Source organism: Bradyrhizobium sp. GW821-FHT13H06, from assembly GCF_058803975.1.
The window spans coordinates 1197476-1215614 of sequence record NZ_JBXAPN010000001.1; the positions used below are offsets into that span (position 1 = coordinate 1197476).

The 18139-nt window shown below is 61.6% G+C and carries 10 protein-coding genes and 1 tRNA gene; 6 read left to right on the top strand and 5 right to left on the bottom strand.

Features of this window, described 5'->3' with window-relative positions; translation table 11 throughout:
• Nucleotide 1: 1 nt before the first annotated feature.
• Complete coding sequence (locus AC1RQP_RS05800) at nt 2-2404, bottom strand: TonB-dependent receptor (RefSeq protein WP_492936389.1); 2403 nt, start codon at nt 2402-2404, stop codon at nt 2-4.
• 200 nt (nt 2405-2604) lie between these two features.
• Nucleotides 2605-2844 carry a hypothetical protein gene (locus AC1RQP_RS05805; RefSeq protein WP_027571757.1) on the bottom strand — a complete coding sequence of 80 codons (240 nt, stop codon included), beginning with the start codon at nt 2842-2844 and terminating at the stop codon, nt 2605-2607.
• 380 nt (nt 2845-3224) lie between these two features.
• On the opposite strand from AC1RQP_RS05805, the gene AC1RQP_RS05810 reads away from it, so the two are divergent.
• The 3 genes from AC1RQP_RS05810 to AC1RQP_RS05820 all read left to right on the top strand — a co-directional run bounded on the left by AC1RQP_RS05810 (nt 3225) and on the right by AC1RQP_RS05820 (nt 8168).
• Nucleotides 3225-4391: an efflux RND transporter periplasmic adaptor subunit gene (locus AC1RQP_RS05810; protein ID WP_492936210.1), complete on the top strand. Its 1167-nt coding sequence runs from the start codon at nt 3225-3227 to the stop codon at nt 4389-4391.
• On the top strand, nt 4388-7534 hold the full coding sequence (locus AC1RQP_RS05815) for a multidrug efflux RND transporter permease subunit (protein WP_492936211.1): 3147 nt from the start codon (nt 4388-4390) through the stop codon (nt 7532-7534). The genes AC1RQP_RS05810 and AC1RQP_RS05815 overlap by 4 nt, the downstream gene beginning before the upstream one ends.
• 64 nt (nt 7535-7598) lie before the next feature.
• Nucleotides 7599-8168 (top strand): invasion associated locus B family protein, encoded by a 570-nt coding sequence (locus tag AC1RQP_RS05820; RefSeq protein WP_239623107.1) that lies wholly within the window; start codon nt 7599-7601, stop codon nt 8166-8168.
• A gap of 12 nt (nt 8169-8180) precedes the next feature.
• Here AC1RQP_RS05820 and AC1RQP_RS05825 read toward each other — a convergent pair whose 3' ends face one another.
• A complete protein-coding gene (locus tag AC1RQP_RS05825; RefSeq protein ID WP_492936212.1) occupies nt 8181-10469 on the bottom strand; it encodes an arylsulfatase in 2289 nt (762 codons plus the stop codon).
• 108 nt (nt 10470-10577) lie between these two features.
• On the opposite strand from AC1RQP_RS05825, the gene AC1RQP_RS05830 reads away from it, so the two are divergent.
• Complete coding sequence (locus tag AC1RQP_RS05830) at nt 10578-11249, top strand: TetR/AcrR family transcriptional regulator (RefSeq protein WP_492936213.1); 672 nt, start codon at nt 10578-10580, stop codon at nt 11247-11249.
• A gap of 17 nt (nt 11250-11266) precedes the next feature.
• Here AC1RQP_RS05830 and AC1RQP_RS05835 read toward each other — a convergent pair whose 3' ends face one another.
• A complete protein-coding gene (locus tag AC1RQP_RS05835; RefSeq protein ID WP_239623104.1) occupies nt 11267-11629 on the bottom strand; it encodes a DUF1428 domain-containing protein in 363 nt (120 codons plus the stop codon).
• 168 nt (nt 11630-11797) lie between these two features.
• Nucleotides 11798-11871, bottom strand: a tRNA-Gln gene (locus AC1RQP_RS05840).
• A gap of 460 nt (nt 11872-12331) precedes the next feature.
• On the opposite strand from AC1RQP_RS05840, the gene AC1RQP_RS05845 reads away from it, so the two are divergent.
• A complete protein-coding gene (locus AC1RQP_RS05845; RefSeq protein WP_492936390.1) occupies nt 12332-15310 on the top strand; it encodes a TrlF family AAA-like ATPase in 2979 nt (992 codons plus the stop codon).
• An 859-nt stretch (nt 15311-16169) separates the two neighbouring features.
• The coding region (locus tag AC1RQP_RS05850) for a caspase family protein (RefSeq protein ID WP_492936214.1) at nt 16170-18139 on the top strand (1970 nt) is incomplete at its 3' end.

Below are 18139 nucleotides of genomic sequence, written 5' to 3' on the forward strand. Positions count from 1 at the left end.
ATCAGAACTTCGCTGTCGTCACGACGTAGAACGCCCGCCCCGGCGCGACCGCCACGAACGGAACGTTGCTGCGATAGAACGAGTCGTAATAGAGCTTGTTGGTCAGGTTCTGCGCGTAGAACTTCATGGTCCAGTTCTGGTCGATCTTTTTCTCGACGAACGCATCGAAGCGCCAGTAGCTTGGCAGTTCGTTGGTGTTGGCCGCGAACGTACCGCCATAGACCTTTGAGCGGTAGACCGCCTGCCCGCCGAGTTCCCACCCCCCGTCAAACTTGTACTTGGTCAGCATGCTGAACGACTGGTGAGCGATGTTCGCAAGCTGCAGTCCGATATTCGACGCGACACCGCTCTGCGTGACCTTCGACTGCATCAACACCAATCCGCCGAAGATGCTCCAGCGATCGGTGATCTTGCCCTCCGCCTCGATGTCGATGCCTTGGATCCTGTAGGCAGCACCCGATGTGAGCAGGTTGTTGACGGTCTCGCGCGCGTTGTCCTTGGTGGTTTGGAACAGCGCACCGGTCACCAGCAAGTGGCGATCCGCAAGCTCCCATTTGGTGCCGAGTTCGATCGCCTTGTTGCGCTCGGGCCCGAGCAAGATGGTCGAGTTGGGGGGAACGCCGCCGTATTCGGTGCCGGTCGCATCCAGCTCCGACCCGAACGGATTGGCCGAAGTTGCGTAGGCGGCATAGACGCTGCCGATCGACATCGGCTTGTAGACCACACCGACGTTGTAGTTCACGAGATCGGAATTCTGCTTCACATAGTTCGGACTGTTGTTCGACGCGCTTTGGCTGTAGCCGTCATAGCGGACACCGCCATTGACGATGATCGTGTCCTGCCAGTTCGCGGTGTCCATGACATACACGCTGCTGGTGTTGACGCCATAGCGAGTCGGATTTCCAAGCAGCGACGGCGTGCCGAAGGGAATGTTGGTGTACTGCGGGGAGTAGAGATTGACGTTCTGGACGGCACCGTTGCTCGTGAAAGCGGAGCCGGACAGTTCTGACGCGAGGCCGGCATAGCGGTCGATCGAGATGTTCTCGTTCGAATATTCGACGCCGAACACCGCAGTGTGCTTGACCCCGCCGGTGTCGAGCTTGAACGTGGCCTCGTTCTGGTTGGCCCATACGTCCACGTTCTGGTAGCGGCTCTGAGCGCTCGCCGTCGTGGTCCAGAGCAGCGGATTGGGGCTGGTCGTATTCGGATTCTGCGGCAGCGTGCCGATATAGTTGAGCAGCGAGTGCTCGCCGCGCACCTTGCTGGTCAGGGTAATGGCCTCGTTGACCTTGTACTCGATGACGCCGGTGCCGAAATCCTGCCGCGCGGTCTGGAAATCGCGGTTGAGGAAGCCGTACCAATTGCCACGCGGAATGCCCGCCGAGGTCACCGGCACGTTGCCCTGCTTGTAATAGGGCACGCCGAAATCGGGATAGCCGCTGAGATCGGTATGGACGTAGTTCGTCGTGATCTTGATGTCGTTGGTGGGGGTGTACTTGGTCGAGATGAAGCTGCCCCAGCGATTGTCGGTGACGTAGTTGCGTCCGGCGACGTTGGCATCCTGGAACAGGCCGCCCGTGCGCACCGAGAAGGTCGGATCGATGACCTGGTTCACGTCGAGCGTGACGCGCTTGGTCATGTCGGTACCGAACTCGGTGTCCATGCGCTTGAAGTTGACGTCGCCCGCCTGCTTGGTGACGATGTTGATGGCACCGCCGGCGGTGCCCCGGCCGGCATAGGAGGAGGCCGGGCCGCGCAGAATCTCGATCTGCTCGGTGAAGAAGTTCTCGCGGATCGAGACGGCGGGATCGCGGATGCCGTCGATGAAGACGTCGTTGCGCGCGTCGAAGCCCCGGATGAAGAAGCGGTCGCCGAACGCGTTGCCGCCCTCGCCCGAGCCGAGCGTCACACCCGCGGTCGAGCGCCCGATCTCCTTCAGCGTCGTGGCGTTCTTGTCCTCGAGCACCTCCTTGCTGAGTACCGTGATGGACTTGGGCGTGTTCAGCATCTTCTCGGGAAACTTGCCCGAGGCCTGGACGTGGTCGACCTTGTAGGGCGCCGCCGGATCAGCATAGGGATTGCCGTCAGGCGCGCCGGACGGCGTCGTGGGAGCCGTCTGCTGCGCGGTCTGCTGGCGCTGTGCGGCGCGACGAAGCGCGTTGCGGGCGCGGACCTGTTCCGGCGAGGGCTTCGATGCCGCCGGCCGCGGACGCTCGACCGGCGCATCGACCGTCACCGGCGGCAGGTTCGACTGCTGCGCTTGCGCGCCGCCCGACACCGACGCCACCGCGATCAAGCTCGCAACCGCCGAAACCTTCTTGCCGGAAACGCCCGCGAATTTCTCATCCACCAGATCGAATGCTGCGACCGAACGCAACGACTTCGGTGCGACCACCTGCCCCATTACCAAACGCCCCATAATCCTATTCGCTCATTCACTTCGACGAACGATGGCTGTTGGTATCGGCCACAAAATAGCGGGTCAATGCGAGCCGCTCGCGAGAACCCTTGAATCAATCCAGATCAAAGCGATTCTAAACTGCAGTTTGAAATCGTTCTAAAACGAGATTGGACTCGTTCTAAAGACAACGCGGACGTTCGCTCTCAGTCGCTGCTCGGCGGCTTCATCAGTGAGAACAATTCGTCGACCGTCTTCTGCGCGACGGCGCGCACGCGATCGGTGCTGTCCATGCCGGCGATGTTGACACCGTTCACGACGGCTTTGATCTCGTCGCGAAAGTCGGTGAGGAAGCGCAAGGGATCGCGCTGCTCGTTGGCGACACGCGCGATCAATCCCGTGATCAGAATCTGACAAGCGATCAGCTTGCCGTTCAGCTCGTCCATCCTGCGCTCCATTCGTGGCGGCGCCGATATGAACGATGCCGAAATCCCTGACAACCGAAACGGCCTCCACGCAATTTAGAACCGCTCTCGTGACTGATCCGAACCAGGACTGAGCGCGGCGCCATTCGGCCCGAGCACACCGCTATCGGTACTGCGCAAAGAGGCGGCACGCCGGTCGGTCGCGCCCGGAAAAATGCAGCCCTGCACAGCGCGGCGCCAGAGCACTGCCCAGGGGGTGCAAAGCTTTCCAATTGTTTAGGTTTCTGAACCGATAGTGCTGTTTACACTGGAACTTGGCGTGTATTATACAAGCGTGCTGGAACCGTATGATTGGCCCCATAATTCATAAGCGTAGGGCACAAGAGCCGACACGAGACGATATGAAAAAGTCCCGGCCGATCCTCTGGATTTTGATCATCGCGGCCGTGGCCTCCGCAGGTTACTATGGATGGCAGAGATTTGGCTCGGCCGGACAGACCCAGATAGCACAGAAGGCGTCGCCCCGCCCGTCCGCTATTCCCGTCAGCGTCGCACCGGTCCAGAAGACCGACTTCCCGGTCTACCTGACCGGTCTCGGCACGGTTCAGGGCTTCAACACCGTCCAGGTCCGCAGCCGGGTCGACGGCCAGATCATCAGGCTCGAGTTCAAGGAGGGCCAGATCGTCCAGCAGGGCGACCTTCTGGTCTCGATCGATCCCCGGCCCTATCAAGCCGCGCTTGACCAAGCCAAGGCCAAGAAGGCGCAGGACGAGGCAAACCTCGCCAACGCCAACCTGGAGCTCCAGCGCGCCGTGAAGCTCGGCGAATTCGCAACAACACAGCGGGTGGATGCCCAGCGCTCCACCGTCGCGCAGCTCACCGCGCAGATCGCCGCCGACGAAGCCGCGATCGCCAACGCCCAGACCCAGCTCGACTACACGCAGATCAAGGCACCGATCACCGGTGTCGCAGGGCTCCGCCAGGTCGACATCGGCAACATCGTCAACGCCTCGACCCAGACGGGCATCGTCATGATCTCGCAGGTCGAACCGATCGCCGTGATCTTCACCGCTCCGGAAGACCAGCTCCCCTATATCACCGAAGGCCAGAAGGCCGGCGCCCTGAAGGTGATCGCCTTCACGACCGACGGCAAGAAGACGCTGGCCGAGGGCAAGCTCGCGGTCATCAACAACCAGGTCGACACGACCAGCGGAACGATCCGTCTCAAGGCGGTGTTCGAGAACAAGGACCACGCGCTGTGGCCGGGCCAGTCGGTTTCGACGCGGCTCCTGGTGCGGACGCTGAAGGATGCGACCGTTGTTCCTGATGATGCGGTCCAGCATTCCACCAACGGCCTCTACGCCTATACGGTCAATCAGGACAACAAGGCCGAGGTTCACAAGGTCAAGGTCAGCTATGGCATCGACGGACGTTCGGTCATCGAGGAAGGCTTGAGCCCGGGCCAGCAGGTGATCGTCGGCGGCCAGTTCAAGGTCCAGCCCGGAAGCCTCGTGTCGACGGCAGTGGCAAGCTCCGATCCGGCCCAGAGCAAGGTACGACAGGAATGACCGAAGGCGGGATTTCGGCACCTTTCATCCGTTATCCCATCGGCACCTCGCTGCTGATGGCGGGGATCCTCTTCGTCGGTCTCGTCGCCTATCCGCTGCTTCCGGTCGCGCCGCTGCCGCAGGTGGACTTTCCGACCATCCAGATCACCGCCAACCTGCCCGGCGGCAGCCCCGAGACGATGGCCTCGTCGGTGGCGCAACCGCTGGAGCGGCAGTTCGCTCAGATCCCCGGCATCGCGCAGATGACCTCGACGAGCTATCTGGGCACGGCGTCGATCACCATCCAGTTCGACCTCAACCGCAACATCGACGGCGCCGCGAATGACGTCCAGGGCGCCATCAACGCTGCCAGCGGCCAGTTGCCCAAAAACCTGCCCTCGCCCCCGACCTACCGCAAGGTCAACCCGGCCGACGCGCCGATCCTGCTATTGTCGGCGACATCAGAGACTCTGCCGCTGACCAGCGTCAGCGACGCGGTCGACGCCCAGCTTGCCCAGCAGATCAGCCAGCTCTCGGGCGTCGCCCAGGTCTTCATCGGCGGCCAGCAGAAACCCTCGATCCGCATCCAGGTCGACCCGGCGAAACTCGTCGCCAAGGGCCTGTCGCTGGAGGACGTGCGCAGCCAGATTGCGATCACCACGGTCGACAGCCCCAAGGGCAACATCGACGGCGAAAAACGCGCCTACACGATCTACGCCAACGACCAGCTCACCCAATCGAAGGACTGGAACGACGTCATCATCGCCTATCGCAACGGCGGTCCGTTGCGGATTCGCGACATCGGCCGAGCGGTCAGCGCCGCTGAAGACGCCAAGCAGGCGGCCTGGGCCAATGGCAAGCGCGGCGTCTTCCTGGTGATATTCAAGCAACCGGGCGCCAACGTCATCGAGACCGTGGACCGGATCAAGGCGACCTTGCCCCGCCTCGTGGCCGCAATCCCGCCCGCCATCAAGATCGAGCTCATCAGCGACCGTACCACGACCATCCGCGCCGCGGTCGAGGACGTCCAATTCACGCTGCTGCTGACCATCGCGCTCGTGGTCATGGTGATCTTCATTTTCCTGCGCAGCTTCTGGGCGACGGTCATTCCCACCGTCACGGTTCCGCTGGCGCTGCTGGGCGCGTGCGCCCTGATGTGGCCGGTCGGCTATTCGCTCGACAATCTGTCGCTGATGGCACTCACCATTGCGGTCGGTTTCGTGGTCGACGACGCCATCGTGATGCTCGAGAACATCACCCGCTACATCGAGGAAGGCGACTCGCCGATGGAGGCCGCCTTCAAGGGCTCCAAGGAAATCGGCTTCACCATCGTCTCGATCAGCATCTCGCTGGTCGCGGTGCTGATCCCGCTGCTCCTGATGGGCGGCATCATCGGGCGCCTGTTCCGCGAATTCGCCGTGGTGCTGGCGATGACCATCTTCGTTTCGATGTTCGTGTCGCTGACCCTGACGCCGATGATGGCCTCGCGCTTCCTGCGCGCCCATGGCGAGGTGCAGCACGGCCGCTTCTATCAATGGAGCGAGCGCGCCTTCGACGCGATGCTGCGCGGCTACGAATATGTGCTCGATCACGCCCTCGCCTGGCGGCGCACCACGCTTGCGATTTTCTTCGTCACGCTCGGACTGTCGATCTACCTGTTCGTCCTGATCCCGAAGGGCTTCTTCCCGCAGCAGGACGTCGGCCTGATCACCGCCACCTCGGAAGCCTCGCAGGACATTTCGTTCAAGGAGATGACCCGGCGCCAGGAGGAGCTCGGCAAGATCATCATGGCCGATCCCGACGTTGCCAGCGTTGCCATGTCGATCGGCGGCAGCGGCCGCGCCGGCAACAACGGCAACCTGTTCATCACGCTGAAACCTCGCGATCAGCGCGATGCCTCAGCTCAGCAGATCATCGCGCGGCTGCGTCCGCAGTTCGACAAGGTCGAGGGCGCCCGGCTTTACATGCAGGCGGCCCAGGACGTGCGGCTCGGCGGCCGGCCGACGCGCACGCAGTTCGAATTCACGCTGCAGGACGCCAATCTTGACGAGCTCAACGAGTGGGCGCCGAAAATCCTCGCCAAGATGCAGACCCTGCCGGAGCTGCGCGATGTCGCGACCGACCAGCAGACGCAGGGCACAACTGTGCAGCTCAAGATCAACCGCGACACCGCCGCCCGCTACGGCATCCAGCCGCAGCTGATCGACGACACGCTCTATGACGCCTTCGGACAGCGGCAGGTCACGCAATATTTCACCCAGCTCAACACCTACAAGGTCATTCTGGAAATCCTGCCGGAGATGCAGGGCAATCTCGACAGCTTGAACAAGCTCTATCTGAAATCGCCGTTGACCGGCGACCAGGTGCCGCTGTCGACCTTCGCAACCTGGACCACCGACCCGGTCCGTCCGCTCTCGATCAGTCATCAAGGCCAGTTCCCATCGATCACGATCAGCTTCAACCTGGCGCAAGGCGTGGCGCTCGGCCAGGCCACGGAGGCGGTGCAGCGGGCAATGGCCGATCTCGGCGCACCGCCGACGCTGAACTCCAGCTTCCAGGGCACCGCGCAGGCGTTCCAGCAGTCGCTCGGCACCGTGCCGCTCTTGATCCTCGCCGCCCTCGTCGTGGTCTACCTGATCCTCGGCATTCTCTACGAGAGCTACATCCACCCGATCACGATCCTGTCGACGCTGCCCTCGGCCGGCGTCGGCGCGCTCGCAATCCTGATGGCGGCGGGTTTTGACTTCAGCCTGATCGCGCTGATCGGCATCATCCTGCTGATCGGCATCGTGAAGAAGAACGGCATCATGATGGTCGATTTCGCGATCGCCGCCGAGCGCGACGAGCACAAGACGCCGGAGGAATCGATCCGCCAGGCCGCGTTGTTGCGTTTCCGCCCGATCATGATGACGACGATGGCCGCGCTTCTGGGCGGCGTGCCCTTGATGCTCGGTCACGGCACCGGCGCCGAGATCCGTCAGCCGCTCGGCTACGCCATGGTCGGCGGCCTGATCGTCAGCCAGGCGCTGACGCTGTTCACCACGCCCGTGGTCTATCTCTATCTCGACAAGCTCAACAACTGGTTCGCCACCTGGGGCCGTTCGGGCGACGGCGAAGGCGACGAGGCCCCCGAGCACGGCAGCGTCAAGGAAGCCGCCGAGTAAGCTTGCGCTGCGGCTTCCGCGACGCTACAGCGAGGCGCCCGTTTCACGCCAGCGCAGTTTCGCCATGCTCATGCAATCCAGACTTGTCGCCCTTGCCGCAGCTGTCTTGTTGTCAATTGGCGCTGCGCATGCCCAGCAGGGCGCCAAGAGGAACACCGCGCCCCCTGCCCCGGCCACACAGCCTTCGCCTGCCCCGACGCAATCACAAGCGGACGGCACTCCCGGGCAGTCCGGCTGGATCGTCCGCTGCACCAGCGCCAGCCGCGATGCGCCGCTCGAATGCGCGATGGAGCAGAACGCGGTGCTGACCAAGACCGGCCAGACCGTCCTCCTCGTCAACATCCGCATCGCGCCCGACACCCGCACGCCGGTGGCGCTGCTGCAATTGCCGCTTGGCCTCAACCTTCCCATCGGCGCCAAGCTCCAGGTCGACGAGGGCAAGACGGTCGATCTCCAGATCCAGACCTGCGAGAACCGCGGCTGCTACGCCTCGACCCCGGTCACGCCGGACCTGCTCGCCGCCTTGCGGTCAGGCAAGCAGCTGAAGGTCTCCTTCCAGAACATGGCCAAGGAGACGATCGCGATCCCGATGCCGCTGGGCGATTTCTCGGCCGCTTACGACAAGATCAAGTAACGGGCTCTTCCGTTATTGCCGCGCCATCTGCGCGTTGCCGACCGCATCGCCATCGAGCTTCTGGTCGTCGTGCATGGTGACCGAGACGCGCAGAAGACGTCCCTCGTACTCGAACGGCGCCTCATAGTGCGACACGGGGCTGCCACGGTCGCGCCCGATGTCGAGCCCGGACCACGAGATCAAGGTGTGGAAGCCGAGCTGGGTCTGGAGCGAACCTGCCGGCTCGCCGTCGATCAACAGCGTGTATTCCGAGACACCCGTGCGCGCGCCCTTCGCGGGCGGCTCCTTGCGCACGAGCCGTTCGACGTGAACGCCGAGACGCCGCGCGCCCGGCGGCACCTCGCGGTCCGAACGCACGATCTGGTGGCTGCCGCCGATGTTGAGATCGTGCACGAGATGGCCGCCCTTGACGTAAAGACTGTAGCCCGACGTCGCATCGCCGTGTGAGATCAGCACACCGTCTGCGCCTGCCTCGCCGATCTCGACATGCGCCTCGATCGTGTAGCTGCGGCTGCGCACATCGGGCGCCACGTCCGTCGGCACATGCCCCATCCCGGCGTGGAAGACGAAGTTCCGGCGTGCGCCGTGGAAGCGCGCGGCATTCTCCGCAAAGCGCGGCCCGAAGCGGTCGTCGAGCGGTAGGACCTTGTGCTTCTCGGCTTCTTCCCACCATGCGGCGACCATCCGGGCAAGGCGCTCCGGCTCCTTGGCCGCGAGGTCGTTGGTCTCGGAGAAATCCGCATCGAGATGGAACAGCTCCCATTTGTCGTTCTCGAACGGCGTGCCCGAGGGATGAAAGGCGACGGCCTTCCATCCGCCGTACCAGAGCCCGCGATGGCCGAACATCTCGAAATATTGCGGCGAGCTCTTCGAGGGGGCCGACGCTTCCGTGATCGAGCGCGCAAAGCTCTCGCCTTCCAGCGGCATTTGCTGGCAGCCCGCGATGGTCGCGGGGGCCTCGATGCCGATCAGCTCCAGCAGCGTCGGCGTAAGGTCGCAGGCATGGACGAACTGGTGCCGTAGCTCGCCTCGGCTTGCGATCTTCTTCGGCCAGCTGATCACGAAGGGATCGCGGATGCCGCCGCCATGGGTGTTCTGCTTGTAGCGTCGCAGCGGCGTGTTCGAGGCCATCGCCCAGCCATGCGGGAAATTGCTGTGCGTGTCGGGCCCGCCGATGTCGTCGATGCGGCTGAGCTTTTCAGCGACCGGCTCCGGCTTGAAGTTGAACGGTCCCATCGCGTTGACGAAGCCGAGCGGCCCACCCTCCTGGCTCGCGCCATTGTCTGACATCACGATAATCACGGTATTGTCGCGGATACCGGCCGTCTCCAGGAACGAGACGAGACGGGCGAGATGCCGATCGGAATGGTCGAGCATACCGGCAAAGGCCGCTTGCAGCCGCGTGAAGACCCGGCGCTCATCGGCCGAATGCTCCTCCCAGGCCTTGACGCCGTCATTGCGCGCCGGCATCCGCGTTGCCTCCGGCACCAGCCCCATGGCTTTCTGGCGCGCCAGCCGCTGCGCGCGCTCGACGTCCCAGCCGTGCGCGAAGGCAGTGTCGTAGCTCATGATGATCTCGGCCGGCGCCTGGTGCGGCGCGTGGCAGGCACCGAGCGCGACCCACGTAAGCCAGGGGACATCGGGACGGTCGGCATGGTGATCGCCGATGAAGCGGATGGCCTGGTCGATCAGATGCTCGGTCAGATGATAACCATCGGCATAGGTGCCCGGCGGATCGATATGCGTGTTGTCGGAGACGAGCTCCGGCGCATACTGGTCGGTCTCGGCATCGAGGAAGCCGTAGAAGCGGTCGAAGCCGCGCCCGAGCGGCCAGCCGTCGAACGGACCGGTGGCGCCGCTCTCGGTCAGCGGCGTGACATGCCATTTGCCGACCATGTAGTTGCGGTAGCCGTGCACGCGCAGCATCTCGGCGAGCGTCCCCGCCTCGCGCGCGATCTTGCCGCGATAACCGGGATAACCGGAATCGAAATTGGCAAGGCATCCGACGCCGACCGAATGGTGGTTGCGCCCGGTGAGCAGCGCGGCGCGCGTGGTCGAGCACATGGCCGTGGTGTGGAAGCCACTGTAACGCAGGCCCTCCGCCGCGAGCTTGTCGATGGTCGGCGTCCTGATCGCCGAGCCATAGCAGCCGAAATCGGAGAAGCCGACATCGTCGAACAGCACCACCAGGATGTTCGGCGCACCCTCGGGCGGCCTCACGGCCTCCGGCCACCAGGGTTTCGAGTCCGCGACCGTCTTGCCGACGGTGCCGCGGAACGGCGAGGTGCTGCCTGCGCTCATTTGCTCCTCCCTGTTCGACGCCCGGCGGACGCGGTTGACCCGCAGCTTGCCCGGTCCTAAAATTATAATCAGAATTATGATTATGAACCAAGCCGGATGCAAGCACGGATGAGGCCACGTCCAGAGCCCGAGCTTCGCGACTTCGACCTGCCCGGCGTCACCCCATCACGGCAGAAGCGCAGCCGCGAGACGACGCTGGCGCTGCTGCGCGCCGGTGCCGACATGCTGCGGACGCGCAGTCTTGCCGAGCTCTCGATCGAGGGGCTCTGCACCGAGGTCGGCGCCACCGTCGGCGCCTTCTACAGCCGTTTCGAGAGCAAGGAGGCCTATTTCAACGCCCTGATGGCGCTGGCCGCGCGCGACGGCGAACAGCGACTCGGCGAGATCAGGCGACCGTCGCCGGATTCAAGCCTCGACCAGCTCTGCCAGATCATCGTCAACGGCATCGTGTCCTGGATGCGCAGCCATGAGGGTGTGCTGCGCGCCGCGCTCCAACATGACGACACCCGCCCGGACAAGTGGACGCCGTTCAAGGCGCTCGCCCAGGCAACCACGATGCGCGCCACCCCTCTCCTGCTGCCGGCCATGGACAGGGGCCGCAAAGCGGCAAAAACCCGCGCCATCGCCTTCGGCTTCCAGGTCGTGCTGGGCACGCTGGTGAACGCGATTCTCAACGATCCCGGGCCGGTGTCGCTTGCGTCGAAAGAGATGGAGACGAGGCTCGCCGGCTGCCTGTTGCTGTTGCTCCAGGCGGAGGTCGGTCACCCCCCCGCGAGATAGGCCTTCCGCCCCTGCTGTCAGCCAACGATGTCGTTCGCCCGGAGCAGCGTCGTGAAGCCGCCATAGATCATGCGCTTGCCATCGAACGGCATGCCCTCGAACTTCATCCGCGGGTCCTCCATCACCTTCTTGTTGATGGCATCGCGGGTCTCCCGGTCGCGGTAGACGATCCAGGCGAACACCACGACCTCGTCCTCTTTCGCCATCACGGCGCGCGGAAACGAGGTGAGCTCTCCATAGGGAACGTCGTCACCGATGCATTCGACATAGTCGAGCGCGCCGTGCTCCATCCAAATCGCGCAGGCAGTCGCCGCGAGCGCCTTGTAGGCCTCGAGCTTGTCCTTCGGCACGGCGAGAATGAAACCATCGACATAGGGCATCAGGGATCTCCTTGGGTTGTACGGCCCAAGGACGATACTGCGCGCGGCGATCCGACCCGGAAATGCGAATGCGAGTGAGGCAAAGCGTCGCGAGTGCGACGCGGCCGATCAACTGGGCAATCCTGGTCGAGAGGACAGGGAACTTCACATTGGAAGAGGGCCGGGAACTGGCTGGGGAACCTGGATTCGAACCAAGACAAACAGAGTCAGAGTCTGTTGTGCTACCGTTACACCATTCCCCACCGAAGTGCTTGAAATTACAAAGCTTTCTTCGGAAATTTTGCAAGACACGCTGAAGGTTTTGCAAATCAGCCGCTCGCTGGCGGTCATATAGCCGTCTCGACGTTCGCGGTCCAGTCCTGTGTGAGATTGGACGTATCTCAATTATTGAGGTGGAAGCCCCCTGCGCTCCTGGCCACCCCTAGCCTGTGAAGCGGCATCGTTTTCGTGTGCAAAACACTCGTCGGTCCGAAAGGCGCTCCCTCCTTACCAACCAGCTTTCGATACGTGGGGATTACCGAACGCTGGGGCTCACCTTTGCCTCGCGAGAGCCCGGTCTCTTTAGCGCGGCTTTGCATTGGAGCCCCTCCCGATCTCGATACCACGGCAAGTGCACATCTAGGATGCCACTCACCGGTAGTTGCATAAGCCCTCTGCATGGGCAAAACTGGACCCCTGCGCACGAAGGTCTGGGGGATTTTGGTGATCAGTCGAGGTTCGGAGTGGCACCGCTGGGAGCCGCATATTCATGCGCCCGGCACCATTCTCAACAATCAGTTCGGGGCCGTCGACCCGTGGGGCTCCTATCTCAAGACCCTCGAAGGTCTTACGCCGAAAATCGAGGCGATAGCGGTCACCGACTATTACGTCACTGACACTTACGAAGAATTTCTCAGGCACAAAGCAGCCGGCCGATTACCCGAAGTGAAACTATTCTTCCCCAATATCGAGCTGCGCCTCGATGTGGCGGCAAAGTCGGGCTTCGTTAACATCCACCTGCTTGTCAGCCCGGAAGATCCTGACCACCTGGCTGAGGTGAAACGCGTTCTCAAGCGCCTGCAATTCGGGGCCTATAATGACCGCTTCGACTGTACCCGCGACGAGCTGATCAAGTTGGGAAAGCGCGCCGATCCAGCCATCACTGATGACGGTGCGGCTCTCCGACATGGTGCGACGCAGTTCAAAGTCAACTTTGACCAACTGCGTAAAGTCTTCCACGATAGCGAATGGGCGAGGAGAAACATCCTTATCGCCGTCGCTGGTGGCGCGGGAGATGGCACCTCAGGGCTGCGGCAGGCAGCCGATACGACGGTCCGCCAGGAAATCGAAAAGTTCGCGCACATCATCTTCTCGAGCAGCCCCGCTCAGCGAGAGTTCTGGCTCGGCCAACGGCCTAGCATAACGGCAGAGGACCTACGCCTGCGATATGACGGTTGCAAGCCCTGCCTCCATGGAAGCGATTCTCACGACCAAAAGTCGGTAGGACAGCCCGTCGAAGCTCGCTTTTCGTGGATCAAGGGCGCGCTGGAATTCGACGCCCTCCGTCAGGCCTGCATCGACCCTGGCGGCCGCGCCTATGTTGGCGAGCAGCCGCCTCGATCGGCAATGCCCTCGCGAGTCATCTCACACGTAACGATCGAGAGTGCGGACTGGGCGGTCACCCCAGCCATCCCGCTCAATCCCGGCCTTGTCGCCATCATCGGCGCGCGCGGCTCGGGCAAGACGGCCCTGGCCGATGTTATCGCAGCAGGCTGCGATGCGATCTCGCCCTCCGGGTGGGAAGCAGACGAGAACATCAGCCCATCCTTCCTGGCGCGAGCTCGTAGGTTGATTCGCGGCGCGACCACGACACTCAGCTGGGGTAGCGGCACGAGCGTCACGCGCTCGCTAGACGGAAGCGATGCCGACGATCATACCTCGTTTTCGCGTGCACGGTATCTATCGCAGCAGTTCGTCGAGGAGCTTTGCTCCGCGAAGGGCGTCTCGGATGGTCTCGTGGACGAGATCGAGCGAGTCATCTTCGAATCCCACGCCGAAGACGATCGCGAATGGGCAACCGACTTCTCCGAACTACGGGAGCAGCAAACCGCACGGTTTCGGCAGGCGCGCGAGCGTGAAGCCGAGGCGATCTCCGACATTTCCGAGCGTATCGCCACGGAACTCGAGAAGGAAAGTCTCGTCAGCACGCTGACGACGCAGGTCACCCAAAAAAAGAAGACTGCCGCCGATTACATCGCCGACCGCGCCAAACTCGTTGTTAAGGGTACTGAAGCCCAGGTAACCCGTCATACTCAGCTCAGCGAGGCTACTCAGAAGCTCCGGAGCAGAATCCAGGCGTTCGGCAACCAGCGTCGTACCTTCGTCGCTCTGCAGGACGAGGTCTGGAGCATGCGAGCCACAGGCGCACCTGAGATGCTCCGCCAAGCCCAGGCACGACACGCCAACAGCGGCTTGAACGCACAGCAATGGGACGCATTCCTGCTGATCTACAAGGGCGACGTTGACAAGAGTCTGGCTGCCTACATCGCATGGGCGGATGGAGAGATCGCCAAGCTCAACGGCGTCCCTCCCCCGCCAGGAGATCCGAACGTCCCGCTAATCGGCGACGGTGTCGATCTGGCGGCTCTCCCGCTTGCGCCGATCGCTGCCGAAATGTCGCGCCTCGAAGCGCTGTTCAGCGCCGATAAACTGGTTCGCGATCAGTACGCGGCGATGACTGGTCGTATCGCGCGGGAAAATTCCGCGCTTCAAACCCTCGAAAGCCGGCTCACCGATGCGCAAGGGGCGGCGGCTCGCCGGAGAAGCCTTCAGACCGAGCGTGATGACACCTACGGTCGGGTCTTCGAGGCGATCATCAGCGAACAGAACGCGCTGGCCGGCCTCTACGCACCGCTGATGGTGCGACTCGCATCGGCGTCGGGCACACTCGAGAAGCTCAGCTTCTCGGTTCGCAGGACCGCTTACGTCCAAGCGTGGGGCTCCGTAGCAGAAGAAGAACTGCTCGACAGGCGGAAGGCCGGCCCCTTCAACGGCCGGGGCTCGCTTATTGCGGCTGCGACAAAAGCGCTGAAACCAGCATGGGAGACTGGCTCGGCGGCCGAGGTTCAGGCAGCGATGACCGCCTTCATGGCACAATACCTGAAAGACCTGCTCTCACACGCGCCGTATGCGCCGACGCAGCAGGCGGAATTCCGCGCCTGGTCGAAGCAGTTCGCACACTGGCTCTTCGGCACCGACCACATCGCCGTTCGGTATGAAATCTCCTATGACGGCGTCGACATCCGAAAGCTCTCGCCCGGCACGCGCGGCATCGTGCTGTTGCTACTCTATCTCGCTCTTGATGATACCGACGATCGCCCTCTGATCATCGACCAACCCGAAGAGAATCTCGATCCGAAGTCCGTCTACGACGAGCTGGTCGCTCTGTTCATTGCGACCAAGGCGAAGCGCCAGGTCATCATGGTCACGCATAATGCCAACCTCGTCATCAACACCGACGCGGATCAGATCATTGTAGCTGAGGCAGGCCCACATCCCTCCGGCGGTCTTCCGCCGATCCGCTATGTGGCGGGCGGACTGGAAAATTGGGCAATTCGGAAGGCCGTCTGCAACATTCTCGAAGGTGGTGAGGCTGCCTTTCGCGAACGAGCCCGGCGCCTTCGCGTCCGTCTCGAACGATGAAGTTGACGATGCCGGACATTCCAGTGACTGCCAATCGGTCGTCGGTCTTTTTCTTTGCTGGCCCAGCATGGGGCGTCAGGCATGTCGTCGAAAGTAGCGACGAAATCGTGACTGCCGGCCTGAATACGCTTCATGAGGACCAGAGTGAGAGTTAGAGTGCGAGCCTGACTACGGGAACGAGTGAAATCTCGCGAATTTCCGCTTTACGTAATTTGGCATTACCGAAGATTAGCCGACGTATCGCCAGGACGAACCTGCCGGTCAACGAGCCAATTGGGCAAAATTCCGACTTCCACCTTGGATAGTGATTGGGCTAGAATAGCTAGTATTACTTTTTCCCGAAATCCGGTTCCTGTCAGGAAATCGAGGGAAACAAACCTATGTTCACACGGCGAAGTATTCAGCTCGGCACATTATCTCTTTTGATAGACGTTCTAGTTAAAAAGACAAATGCGAAGCAGAGCGACCTGGTAACGGTGCGACTGCGCACGGATGAGTCGATACAAGCTGTCATCCCTCCAATCGTGCAGAACAGCCTGACTATCGAGCCGGATCGCTCCGAGGAGGCAAAGCTTTTGGCGCAGCGATCACCGCCCGGGCGAGCTGCTCCGATCATACTGATTATCGTAGGCGCGATAGCCCTAGTCGAACTCATTCAGATGATCAAAGAGATGTTGCGGCAGCACTATTATGGAGGGATTGTGATAGATGTCAGATCGACACCTCCTAGTATTATGAGTGATCCCAAAATCCCAGCGAACATCGTGTTCGTCATTGACAGCGGTGGGAACACGACTCGGTACACTTCCGACCAGTTCTCACTGGATACGCTCCAATCAGCATTGAAACTGAGGTAGCCATGCGTCGCGCGCCAATAATTATGGCCGTGATTGCAATAATTTTGAGCTCCAAAGCCGCGCTCGGTCAGATAGCCAATGAAGTGAACGATGCCCTTCAACAAGGGCATGCACTGCTGATTGGAAACGCTCGCTATCGATTCTGGAGCGCCTTGGACGATGTGCCACTGCAACTAGATGCCCTCCGGGCAGGGCTGGTGAGAGGTCGTCACTTTAATACGGTAGACGTGAAAAATGAACTTAACGTCGATCAGCTGCGCTCGGCCATACAGGATTTCCTACGAAAGTACGGAAATGATCCAAGTGCTCGCTTGTTCATTTACTATGCCGGTCACGGCTACACAGAAACTATCAGAGCCCGCAACGAGCGGCGGGGCTACATCACTGGTGTTGACACACCCAAGGTCGACGGATCTCGGCAAGCATACGACGCCGCGAGAATTAAGGCGATCTCGATGGCCGAGATACGGTCTCTACTCGAGGACTCTCTAGCCCGATCGATCCTTGTTCTTTTTGACAGTTGCTTTGCGGGGACGATTTTTACGACACGAGGAGAGAACGAGACTTCACCCCCTCTAATCCCTGAAGTCGTTGCCGACCTGCTAAAAAGGCCTGCACGGGACATTATCACCGCCGGAAGCTCCGACCAACAGGTACCTGCACGCAGTCCTATACCAGAGCTTTTTCTGGCCGCTCTCAGTGGGGGCGCCGACCCATATAAGAATAGCGTTATCTCGTCGAACGACATCTATGCGTATCTGTCTAGTCGGGTGATGAGGATACCAGATATCGTTCTCACACCACAGTACGGCAGGCTTCCCGGCCCGAGCTTCGCGGAGGGCCGATTTCTGTTTCGTGTGGCATCACCTGCAGCGGACCAAAACGAAACCCTGCGGCTCCTACGCTTCGATGCAACAGCCGGCAATACAACCGCCCTATTGAAACTGGCCTATCTTTACTCGACTGGGAATGGCGGCACTCCCAGAGACGACCATGAGGCAGCGCGCCTGTATAGGCTAGCTGCCGACAAAGACAACGCAGTAGCGCAAGCCAGGCTGGGAACCTTCTATCAAAAGGGCCGAGGCGGCCTGCCGAAAGACGATCGTCAGGCAGCTCGTCTATACAAATTGGCGGCCGACAAAGGTATCGCAGAGGCGCAAGCCGATCTCGGATACTTCTATGAATTCGGACTCGGCGGCCTGCCAACAGATGAAAAGGAAGCTGCGCGCTTTTATCGGCTTGCCGCCGAGCAGGGAAATGCTTCGGGACAGTTTAATCTCGGCGACCTGTACGAACGCGGTCGAGGCGGCCTGCCGAAAGACGACCGCCAGGCAGCTCGTCTATACAAGTTGGCGGCCGATGGGAACGATGACGGCGCTCGGGTGGCCCTTGCCCGACTATATGAAAGCGGTCGCGGCGGCCTGCCAAAAAACGATCGTGAGGCAGCTCGTCTATACAAGTTAGCGGCCGACAATGGCAACGCAGCGGCGCAAGTAAATCTCGGAATTTTATATGAACTCGGACGCGGCGGCCTGCCATTGGATGAAAAGGAAGCTGCGCGCCTTTATCGGCTCGCCGCCGAGCAGGAAAATGCTTCGGGACAATATAACCTCGGCGACCTGTACGAACGGGGTCGAGGTGGCCTCCCGAAAGACGATCGTGAAGCAGCTCGTCTATACAGGTTGGCGGCCGATGCGGACGATGACGACGCTCGGGCAGCCCTTGCCCGACTATATGAAAGCGGTCGCGGCGGCCTGCCGAAAGACGATCATGAGGCAGCTCGTCTCTACAAGTTAGCGGCCGACAATGGCAACGCAGCAGCGCAAGCAAATCTCGGAATTTTCTATGAATTCGGACGCGGCGGCCTGCCATCGGATGAAAAGGAAGCTGCCCGGCTTTATCGGCTCGCCGCCGAGCAGGAAAATGCTTCGGGACAATATAACCTCGGCGACCTGTACGAACGGGGTCGAGG

What these genes read in the sequence shown, in the direction of transcription:
- AC1RQP_RS05800 (WP_492936389.1), bottom strand. Translation starts at nt 2,404, where the DNA reads ATGGGGCAGGTGGTCGCACCGAAGTCGTTGCGTTCGGTCGCAGCATTC.
- AC1RQP_RS05805 (WP_027571757.1), bottom strand. Translation starts at nt 2,844, where the DNA reads ATGGACGAGCTGAACGGCAAGCTGATCGCTTGTCAGATTCTGATCACG.
- AC1RQP_RS05810 (WP_492936210.1), top strand. Translation starts at nt 3,225, where the DNA reads ATGAAAAAGTCCCGGCCGATCCTCTGGATTTTGATCATCGCGGCCGTG.
- AC1RQP_RS05815 (WP_492936211.1), top strand. Translation starts at nt 4,388, where the DNA reads ATGACCGAAGGCGGGATTTCGGCACCTTTCATCCGTTATCCCATCGGC.
- AC1RQP_RS05820 (WP_239623107.1), top strand. Translation starts at nt 7,599, where the DNA reads ATGCTCATGCAATCCAGACTTGTCGCCCTTGCCGCAGCTGTCTTGTTG.
- AC1RQP_RS05825 (WP_492936212.1), bottom strand. Translation starts at nt 10,469, where the DNA reads ATGAGCGCAGGCAGCACCTCGCCGTTCCGCGGCACCGTCGGCAAGACG.
- AC1RQP_RS05830 (WP_492936213.1), top strand. Translation starts at nt 10,578, where the DNA reads ATGAGGCCACGTCCAGAGCCCGAGCTTCGCGACTTCGACCTGCCCGGC.
- AC1RQP_RS05835 (WP_239623104.1), bottom strand. Translation starts at nt 11,629, where the DNA reads ATGCCCTATGTCGATGGTTTCATTCTCGCCGTGCCGAAGGACAAGCTC.